The sequence below is a fragment of the Streptomyces adustus genome (assembly GCF_009377175.1).
GTDB lineage: Bacteria > Actinomycetota > Actinomycetes > Streptomycetales > Streptomycetaceae > Streptomyces > Streptomyces adustus.
The window spans coordinates 1-2,069 of the sequence record NZ_VJZD01000515.1; the positions used below are offsets into that span (position 1 = coordinate 1).

The 2,069-nt window shown below is 77.1% G+C and carries 2 protein-coding genes; both read left to right on the top strand.

The features are described 5' to 3' along the window. Positions 1 to 104: 104 nt before the first annotated feature. The gene (locus FNH09_RS46230; RefSeq protein WP_162470120.1) at positions 105 to 1,514 is read left to right on the top strand and encodes an AlkA N-terminal domain-containing protein; all 1,410 of its coding nucleotides are present in this window, start codon (positions 105 to 107) and stop codon (positions 1,512 to 1,514) included. After that, positions 1,511 to 2,023 carry a methylated-DNA--[protein]-cysteine S-methyltransferase gene (locus FNH09_RS46235; RefSeq protein ID WP_152895851.1) on the top strand — a complete coding sequence of 171 codons (513 nt, stop codon included), beginning with the start codon at positions 1,511 to 1,513 and terminating at the stop codon, positions 2,021 to 2,023. The genes FNH09_RS46230 and FNH09_RS46235 overlap by 4 nt, the downstream gene beginning before the upstream one ends. Positions 2,024 to 2,069: the final 46 nt, after the last annotated feature.

The following is a 2,069-nucleotide window of genomic DNA, read 5'->3' on the forward strand; positions in this document are numbered from 1 at the left end:
GCCGGTGGGTGGCGGGTCGGTGGGTGTCGCGGTGGGGCGGCCGGTGAGTGTGATGTCCGATATCCGCCAGCCCGGCCGCCCGCCGATCGCCCACACTGGACCTCGTGAGGGACGAGGACAGCAGGTACGAGGCGGTACGCAGCCGGGACGCCCGGTTCGACGGCGAGTTCTTCTTCGCCGTCGAGACGACCGGCATCTACTGCCGGCCCAGCTGTCCCGCCGTCACCCCACAGCGGCGCAACGTACGGTTCTTCGCGACGGCCGCCGCCGCGCAGGGCTCGGGATTCCGGGCCTGCCGACGGTGCCGCCCGGACGCCGTACCGGGGTCGGCCGCGTGGAACGTACGGGCCGACGTCGTGGGCCGGGCCATGCGGCTGATCGGCGACGGCGTCGTCGACCGCGAGGGCGTCGCGGGCCTCGCCGTCCGGCTGGGCTACAGCGCCCGGCAGGTACAGCGCCAGCTCACCTCGGAACTCGGCGCGGGACCGGTCGCCCTGGCCCGCGCCCAGCGGGCGCACACCGCGCGCGTGCTGCTCCAGACGACCGGACTGCCGGTCACGGAGATCGCCTTCGCGTCCGGCTTCGCCAGCGTCCGCCAGTTCAACGACACCATCCGGGCCGTCTACGCCACCACCCCCAGCGAACTGCGCGCCGCCGCACCCCGCGGCGGACCGACCGCCGCCGCCACGCCCGCCGCCGGGATCCCGCTGCGGCTCGCCCACCGCGGCCCCTACCAGGCAGGTCCCGTCCTGGACCTGCTCGCCCGCGAAGCGCTGCCCGGCGTCGAGGAGGTCACCGGCACCCCCGGCGACCGCACCTACCGGCGCACCCTGCGCCTGCCCCACGGCACCGGGATCGCCGCGGTCCACGAGCGGCCGGTCACCCAGCGGGGGACCACCGCCGCCCACGCCGGCGGCTGGCTCGACGCCCGGCTGCGGCTGACCGACCCACGGGACCTCACCACCGCCGTACAGCGGCTGCGGCGACTTTTCGACCTCGACGCCGACCCGTACGCCGTGGACGAGCGGCTCGGCGCCGATCCGCGGCTCGCCCCGCTGGTCGCCGCCCGGCCGGGGCTGCGCTCACCGGGCGCCGCCGACCCGGACGAACTGGCGGTACGGGCCCTGGTCGGCCGGACCGCCGCCGGGGAACTGGTGCGCAGCCGCGGCAAGGCACTGGACGCGCCCTGCGGCACGCTCACCCACCTCTTCCCGGAACCCGCCGCCCTGGCCGAGAGCGGGCGGGACGGCCCGCTGGGCGCGCTCGCCGCCGCCCTCGCCGACGGCACCGTACGCCTGGACGTGGGCGCCGACCGGGACGACGCCGAGCAGGGCCTGCTCGCCCTGCCCGGCATGGACGCCCGGACGGTGGCGGTGATCCGCACCCGCGCCCTCGGCGACCCGGACGTCGCACCACCCGGCACGGACGTCCCCGACACCTGGCGCCCCTGGCGCTCCTACGCACTGCACCACCTGCGCGCCGCCGGCGAGCGGGACGAGGAGGAGAACCGATGACCAGCCCGTCGTACTGGACCAGCCTCGACAGCCCGCTCGGGCCGCTGCTGCTCACCGCCGCCGCCGACGGCGCGCTGACCTCGCTGTCGCTGCCCGGCCAGAAGGGCGGCCGCACCCGCGCGGACCTGGACGGCCTGCGCGAGGACCCCGGGCCGTTCCGCGAGAGCGTGCGGCAGCTCTCCGCCTACTTCGCCGGGGAGCTCAAGGAGTTCCGGCTGCCGCTGCGCGCCGAGGGCACGGACTTCCGCACCCGGGTGTGGGACGCCCTCGACACCGTGCCCTACGGGGCGACCACCACGTACGGCGAGGTCGCCGCGCGGATCGGGGCCTCCCGGGCCGCCGTGCGGGCGGTCGGCGGCGCGATCGGCGCCAACCCGCTCCTCGTGGTCCGCCCCTGCCACCGGGTGATCGGCGCCGACGGCTCGCTGACGGGCTACGCGGCGGGCCTGGAGCGCAAGGTGCGGTTGCTGACGCTGGAAGGAGCACTGCCGACGGACCGCGGACTCTGACCGGCGCCGGGGGGGACCGCCGGGAAGGCCTTCCGCCCCCGGATCC

What these genes read in the sequence shown, in the direction of transcription:
- FNH09_RS46235 (WP_152895851.1), top strand. Translation starts at nt 1,511, where the DNA reads ATGACCAGCCCGTCGTACTGGACCAGCCTCGACAGCCCGCTCGGGCCG.